The organism is Streptomyces sp. NPDC059853 (assembly GCF_042731495.1).
In the GTDB taxonomy this organism is placed as follows: Bacteria; Actinomycetota; Actinomycetes; order Streptomycetales; family Streptomycetaceae; genus Streptomyces.
In genome coordinates this window covers 1-6,997 of the sequence record NZ_JBHWJL010000278.1, presented here as the reverse complement: position 1 = coordinate 6,997, position 6,997 = coordinate 1, and the positions used below count along the sequence as shown (strand labels likewise).

The following is a 6,997-nucleotide window of genomic DNA, read 5'->3' as shown; positions in this document are numbered from 1 at the left end:
GGTCAGCTCCTCGCGGGCGGTGCGTTCGGCCCAGGCCCGGCCGCCCGCGTCCTCCACCAGCCGGGACAGTTCACCGACCTCGGTCGACTCGGCCTCCGGATCGCTGTACAGGGCGGCGAGCCGCTGCCCGGCCGGGGTGTCCGAGTCCAGGGCGGCGACCACCGGCAGTGACTTCTTGCGGCTGATCAGATCGGCGCCGGCCGGCTTGCCGGTGACGGCCGGATCGCCCCAGATGCCCAGCAGATCGTCCGTCAGCTGGAAGGCCATGCCCAGGTGCGTGCCGAACCGGTGCAGCAGATCGGCCTGTTCCAGGCTGCCGCCGCCCCACAGGGCGCCCAGCGCACAGGAGACGGCGAGCAGGGCCGCGGTCTTCTGCTCGGTCATGGCCAGGCATTCGGCCAGGGACACATGGGAGCGTTCCTCGAAGCCGATGTCGGTCTGCTCGCCCTCGATGAGCCGGGTGGTGGCCTCGCTCAGCCAGCGGATACCGGTGACGGTGTGCGGCTGCGGAGGGCCCTCGCACAGCACCCGCCCGGCGTGGATGAGCAGCGCGTCCCCGGCCAGCAGCGCGGCGGAGGACCCGAACACCGTCCAGGCGGTGGCCCGGTGCCGGCGGGTGGTGTCACCGTCCAGGATGTCGTCGTGGAGCAGCGAGAAGTTGTGCACCAGTTCCACCGCGACGGCCGGTGGCAGGGCCGAGGTGGCCGTGCCGCCCACCGCCTCGGCGCAGGTCAGCACCAGGGCCGGCCGCAGTGCCTTGCCCTGGGGAGCGTTCTCGGGCCGGCCCGCGCTGTCCACCCAGCCGAAGTGATAGGCCGCGACCCGGGAGACGGGCGCGGGCAGCCGCTCGGTCCAGGACCGCAGGGCCGGGTCCAGGAGTTCGCGGGTCCTGATGAGGGTGTCCTGGGCGGTGTTCTGCCCTGACACCAGGTCGGGGACGGGGGTCATGGACGGGGTCTCCCTTTCCTCGGCTGACGGATGACCGGGGACGGCGCCGGACGGCGGCCGTCCGGCGGTGAACGCGTGGCGCTGTCAGCTTGACCGCTTTTCGGACAGGGCGGAACAGCGCATTCCGGATGGAATTCACGCCGGTCGCGCTCCCGTGCGCCCGCTTGAAGCGCCGTCGATCGGCTGACCTGCGGCCTCGGCGCCCGATCCCTCGTGGCATGGCGCGCGCGGGACGGACCCTGATCTCCTGTTCCCCTCCGCGCCCGCCGTCGGCCGGAGGCGGGGGCGGGGGCGGGCGGCAGGGGGCCGGATTTTGACGGGCCGCGCCCGTGGGATGCATACTTATTCGGGACCGCGCATGCATTCAAGGGAGAGGCCCGTGACCGACACCGCACCCAACGACGTCAAGCTGTGGGGCGGCAGGTTCGCCGACGGCCCGGCCGCCGCCCTGGAGAAGCTCAGCGCCTCCGTCCACTTCGACTGGCGGCTCGCCCCGTACGACATCGCCGGCTCGCGCGCCCACGCCCGGGTGCTGCACCGCGCCGGGCTGCTCACGGCCGACGAGCTGGAGCGCATGCAGGCGGGCCTCGACCGGCTGGCGGCCGACGTCGCCGACGGCTCCTTCACCGGCACCATCGCCGACGAGGACGTGCACACCGCGCTGGAGCGCGGCCTGCTGGAGCGGCTCGGCCCCGAGCTCGGCGGCAAGCTGCGGGCCGGCCGGTCCCGCAACGACCAGGTCGCCACCCTCTTCCGGATGTATCTGCGCGACCACGCCCGGATCATCGGCGGCCTCGTCGCCGACCTCCAGGAGGCGCTGATCGGGCTGGCCGAGGCCCACCCGGACGTCGCCATGCCCGGCCGCACCCACCTCCAGCACGCGCAGCCCGTGCTCTTCGCCCACCATGTGCTGGCCCACTTCCAGGCCCTGTCGCGCGACGCCCAGCGGCTGCGGCAGTGGGACGAGCGCACCGCCGTCTCGCCCTACGGTTCGGGCGCGCTGGCCGGCTCCTCGCTCGGGCTCGACCCGCGGGCCGTCGCCGAGGACCTCGGGTTCGAGGGCGGCTCGGTGGCCAACTCGATCGACGGCACCGCCTCCCGGGACTTCGTCGCCGAGTTCGCCTTCATCACGGCGATGATCGGCGTCGACCTCTCCCGGATCGCCGAGGAGATCATCATCTGGAACACGAAGGAGTTCTCCTTCGTCACGCTCCACGACGCGTTCTCCACCGGTTCCTCGATCATGCCGCAGAAGAAGAACCCCGACATCGCCGAGCTGGCGCGCGGCAAGTCCGGCCGGCTGATCGGCAACCTCACCGGGCTGCTGGCCACCCTCAAGGCCCTCCCGCTCGCCTACAACCGCGACCTCCAGGAGGACAAGGAGCCCGTCTTCGACTCCTGCGACCAGCTGGAGATCCTGCTCCCCGCCTTCACCGGCATGCTCGCCACCCTCACCGTCCACCGGGAGCGGATGGCCGAACTGGCGCCCGCCGGCTTCTCGCTGGCCACCGACATCGCCGAGTGGCTGGTCAAGGAAGGCGTGCCGTTCCGCGAGGCGCACGAGACCGCCGGCGAGTGCGTCAAGGTCTGCGAGGCGGCGGGCATCGAGCTGGACGAGCTGACCGACGAGCAGTTCGCGAAGATCTCCCCCCGGCTGACCCCGCGGGTGCGCACGGTCCTCAATGTGCCGGGCGCCCTGGCGGCCCGCGACGCCCGCGGCGGCACCGCCCCCTCCGCCGTCGCCGCACAACTCGCCGAGGCCAAGGCCGACCTGGCCGTCCAGCGCGCCTGGAGCACCCCCGCCGGCGACTGACCGGCGGGCAGCGACGGGGCGGCCGGCCCGGTGCGGGGACACCGGCCGGCCGCCCGCCGTACCCGCTACTCGCCGGGGAACCGCAGCCCGATCCGCTCCCGCGCCGCGTCCAGGGTCCGCATCACCGCCAGAGTGCCCTCCAGCGGCACCAGCGGCGACTCCGTCTCACCCGCCCGCAGCGCCCGCATCACCTCGGCGGCCTGATGGGCGTACGTCTGGTGCGGGCCGAAACCGTGGAACTCCTCCGGCTCCGCGCCCTCCCGGTGCAGCGTGAACCGCTCCGGGAAGAAGAATCCGCCCGGCAACGCGATACGGCCCGCCGACCCGGTGACCGAGGCGCCGTTCGCGGTGCCCGCCACCAGCGAACAGGTCAGCGCCGCCAGCGCCCCGCTGTCGTAGCCGAGCAGCAGCCCCGTGTTCTCGTCCACGCCGTCGCTCATCCGCGCCCACGCGGTGACCGCCTGCGGCTCCCCGAGCAGCAACTGGGCGAAGGACACCGGATACACGCCCAGATCCAGCAGCGCCCCGCCGCCGAGCGCGGGGTTCCGCAGCCGGTGCTCCGGCGGTATCGGCCCGGCGAGCCCGAACTCGGCGTGCACCGAGCGGATCTCCCCGATCGCCCCGTCCCGCACCAGCTCGGTGAGCCGGCGGATCGCCGGATTGCAGTACATCCACATGGCCTCCATCAGGAAGAGGCCGCGCTCCCGGGCGAGCGCCACCAGGTCCTCGGCCTCGGCGGCGTTCAGCGTGAAGGGCTTCTCGCACAGCACGGGCTTCCCGGCCAGCAGGGCGGTCCGCACGGCGGAGTGGTGCGCGCTGTGCGGCGTCGCCACGTACACGACGTCCACCTCCGGGTCCTCGGCCAGCTCGCGCCAACTGCCGTACGCCCGCGGCAGCCCGAACCGCTCGGCGAACGCCCGGGCCGCCTCCGGGGTGCGCGAGCCCACCGCCACCACCTCCGCGTCGGGCATCGCGACGATGTCCGCGGTGACCGCCGCGGCGATCGAACCCGTGGCCAGAATCCCCCATCTGACGGGGGATATCGGGCCCTGTGTGGCCTCGCTCATCAGGCCTTCCTCCACGCTGCTGACCGGCCGGGGCCGGATTGTCAGTGGCACTCCTTAAAGTTCGATCATCGTAGGCACGGAGTGGCCGTGCCGACAGATCCGGGCCCGATCCGGGCAGCTGCACGCTGCCTTCGGGCGGCCACAGGGGAGATGGTGATGGGGTGGATCAGCGCGGGCGCCTATGAGGTGGCGCTCGACGACGGTGGCAAGGTCATCTGCCGCAACGCGAAGGGCCGGCAGCTGAAGACCGTGCCCCCGAAGATCGCGGACGACCCGGCGGTCGTCGGACTGCGGCAGCTGACCGAATGGCTCGACCGGCACCAGCGCGAATGCCTGGCCACGGTGGAGCGCTGGATGATCCGCTCGCTGCCCGTCCCGACCGCCGCCCTCGTCGCCCTGTGGCCGGACACCGCCTGGCGGGCGGCGCTGCGCGACCTCGTCGTCACCGACACCGACGGCACCGTGGCCGGCTACCTGCGCGACGCCGACGCGGCCCGCGGCCTCGGCCTGGTCGATCTGGACGGCGACAGCGTCCGCATCACCCCCGGCCAAATCCGGGTCCCGCACCCGGTCCTCCTGGACGACCTGGACGAGCTGCGCGACTTCGCCACCGAACTCGACCTGCGGCAGGGCGTGCAGCAACTGCACCGCGAGGTGTTCCGGCGCACCACCGAGGACCCGCGCGCCCACTCCGTCGACACCTACGCCGGCGGCGTCTACCAGCGCTTCCGCTTCCTGGCGGGCCGCGCCGTCGCCCACGGCTACCGGGTGCGCGGCGGCCAGGCCGTGCTGTCCGTCGTCGAGGACGGCCGCACCGTCGAGGCCCGGATGTGGCTCGGCGACGCCGGCTACGACGAGGCGGAGACCGGCCCCCTGAGCTGGACCACCGAGGACGGGACCGCGCTGGCCCTCGGCGACGTGGGCCCGGTGGCCTGGTCGGAAGGCATGCGCATGGCTGCGGACCTCTACGCGGGACGGGACATCACGAGCAGCGAGGAGCGGGCATGAGCGGCAACGACACCACCACCACGGCCACCGCCGAGCAGCGGGCCGCCGCCCTGCTGGAGGCCGGCGCCATCCTGCCGCCCGCCACCCTCGACGGCGACGACACCGACACCCTGACCGCCCGCAGCTACCGCCACCCGGTCCTGCCGGGACGCACCGTCGTCCGCCTGGTGCCCGGCACCCTCGGCGAGGCCGAGGACCTGGCGCTGGACTTCCTCGGCCTCACCCGGGAGCCGGACGCCCCCGCCATCGGCCAGGTGCGCCGCGAAACCCTGGGCTTCCCCGCCTGGGCCCTGGTCAACGACCCGGCCAACGGCCACCACGCCCTCGCCCTCGTCCAGGACATCGAACGGCTCGCCGCCATGGCCGCCACCCGGGCGGGCGCGGCCAAGGAAGGGTTCGACGCGCTCGGCGCCCGCCTCGACCGCTCCGCCCCGCACTTCCTGCCCACCTTCTACGAACAGGCCGCCCGCGTCTTCCTCGCCCACGACAACACCCAGTACGCCGCCGCCTTCTTCGGCAAGGCCCGCGCCGCCGAGCGCGTGCACTCCCTGGAGATCGACGAGGCCCGGCAGCGCGCCGTCTTCCTGGAATTCGCCTTCGCGGGCGCCCTCACCGTCAAGGCCCTCAAGGAATACCTCAAGGACCTCACCGCCCGGCTGTCGCCCGGCGCCGCCTGGGCCGAATTCCGGCAGCTGACCGTCGAGCGCTGCGCCGCCGGTCTGCCCCCCTACGCCTCGCTCCCGCAGGACGCCCGCTCCCTGCTGCGTGCCGCCGGGCTCGACCGGGCACGGGAGGAACGGGACCTGCTGCGCGAACTGCTGGCCTCCCCGGCCGTTGTACGCGCCCCGCTCTCCTTCTGGCAGTCCTACCGCGAGCCCATCGTCGCGCTCGCCGCCGAGGAACCGGCCGTCCGGCGCCGGCTGCTGGAGTTCATCCCCGCGACCGCCGCCGACGAGGCGGCCGACACGCTGTGGCTGAGCCTGCTCGCCGACGCCGGCGCCCAGGATCTGCTCACCGCGCCGGACGCCGACGGCGACGCCCGAAGCGTGGACGCGGCCGACTGGCTCACCCGCTGGGCAGCCCACCTGCGCGGCGGCTGGCAGCGCACCGGCCGTTCCCCGCTCACCTACGCGCTCGTCGCGCGGATGGCGCCCCGGCTGCGCGCCGCGGGCCGGCCCACCACCATCGCCGCCGCCGGACGCTACGGCCGCACCGATCTCGAACTGCTCGACGCCGCCCTGGAACACGGCATCCCGGTGGCCGCCCCCAAGGGCTCCGGCGGCTGGAGCCGCGACCTGGAACAGTGGCTCGCCCAGCCGGCCGGCGAACGCCGCGACCTGGCGGCCGTCGCCGCCGACCCCCGGTTCGCGCCGCTGCTGTCGGCCGCCGTCGGCGACCTCGGCCGCCACCGCGACTCCCGCCGCCTCCTCGGCCAGATCGCCACCCACCCCGTGCTGCGCGCCGTCCTGCACGACTGGCTGGCCGCCCGCGCCGAGGAGTTCACCCGCGCCCCCGGCCTCCCCGGCGCCGACGCCGTCCTCAGCACCCTCCAGCCCTTCCGCACGGTGGCCGCCGAGGTGAACCCCCGGGCCGTGGCCCGGATCGCCGGCCACCGCACGGCCCCCGTGCTCGCCCACACCCTGCGGGCCGGCATCATCGACGAACTCGGCTGGCCCGCCCTGGAACAGGCCGTACGCCGACTGGACGCCACCGGCCGCTCCACCGGCAAGAACGGCTGGTTCGTCCTGGAGGACTCCTCCTGGCCGGTGCTCATCCTCGCCAACCCCGAGCGCGCCCTGGTCGTGGGCCCCGACGAGATCCTGCTCGACCACCCGCTGCGCATCCCCGACCGCATCGACAGCTGGTATACCCCCGACTTCCGCTACGTCGACGGCGAACTGTTCGTCCAGTGGCGGCAGGACGGCAAGCTCCGCGCCTACTGGTCCAGTCGCCCGGCCGAGGTCTTCACCCCCACCTACCGCGGCTCCGCCCACTGGCGCACCGCCCCCGCGCCCACCTCGCTCCCGCTGCCCGGCGGCGGCGCCGCCACCGGGACCGGCACGCTGCGCGCCGGTGACACCCAGCTGCCGACCGTGCGGTACGTGATGAGCGACGGCACCGGGCACTGGCGCCTCTCCCACCGCAGCCGCCCGGTGTGGAC

4 protein-coding genes and 1 pseudogene are annotated in these 6,997 nt (G+C 74.1%); 3 read left to right on the top strand and 2 right to left on the bottom strand.

What is annotated here, in order from left to right; translation table 11 throughout:
- On the bottom strand, positions 1-948 hold a 948-nt coding region (locus ACFV5N_RS22600), incomplete at its 3' end, for a polyprenyl synthetase family protein (protein WP_385602793.1).
- Between the two features lie 379 nt (positions 949-1,327).
- On the opposite strand from ACFV5N_RS22600, the gene argH reads away from it, so the two are divergent.
- Entirely contained in the window at positions 1,328-2,761 is a 1,434-nt protein-coding gene (gene argH, locus ACFV5N_RS22595) for an argininosuccinate lyase (protein WP_385602790.1), read from the top strand.
- Positions 2,762-2,826: 65 nt separating this feature from the next.
- Here argH and ACFV5N_RS22590 read toward each other — a convergent pair whose 3' ends face one another.
- Positions 2,827-3,828 carry a Gfo/Idh/MocA family protein gene (locus ACFV5N_RS22590; RefSeq protein WP_385602787.1) on the bottom strand — a complete coding sequence of 334 codons (1,002 nt, stop codon included), beginning with the start codon at positions 3,826-3,828 and terminating at the stop codon, positions 2,827-2,829.
- 156 nt (positions 3,829-3,984) lie between these two features.
- Here ACFV5N_RS22590 and ACFV5N_RS22585 point away from each other — a divergent pair, with 156 nt between their 5' ends.
- Both ACFV5N_RS22585 and ACFV5N_RS22580 read left to right on the top strand, forming a co-directional pair.
- Complete coding sequence (locus tag ACFV5N_RS22585) at positions 3,985-4,836, top strand: DUF4132 domain-containing protein (RefSeq protein WP_385602785.1); 852 nt, start codon at positions 3,985-3,987, stop codon at positions 4,834-4,836.
- Positions 4,833-6,997 (top strand): annotated as a pseudogene (locus tag ACFV5N_RS22580) (hypothetical protein); the annotation flags it as partial. The gene ACFV5N_RS22585 and the pseudogene ACFV5N_RS22580, both read left to right, overlap by 4 nt.

What these genes read in the sequence shown, in the direction of transcription:
- ACFV5N_RS22590 (WP_385602787.1), bottom strand. Translation starts at nt 3,828, where the DNA reads ATGAGCGAGGCCACACAGGGCCCGATATCCCCCGTCAGATGGGGGATT.
- ACFV5N_RS22585 (WP_385602785.1), top strand. Translation starts at nt 3,985, where the DNA reads ATGGGGTGGATCAGCGCGGGCGCCTATGAGGTGGCGCTCGACGACGGT.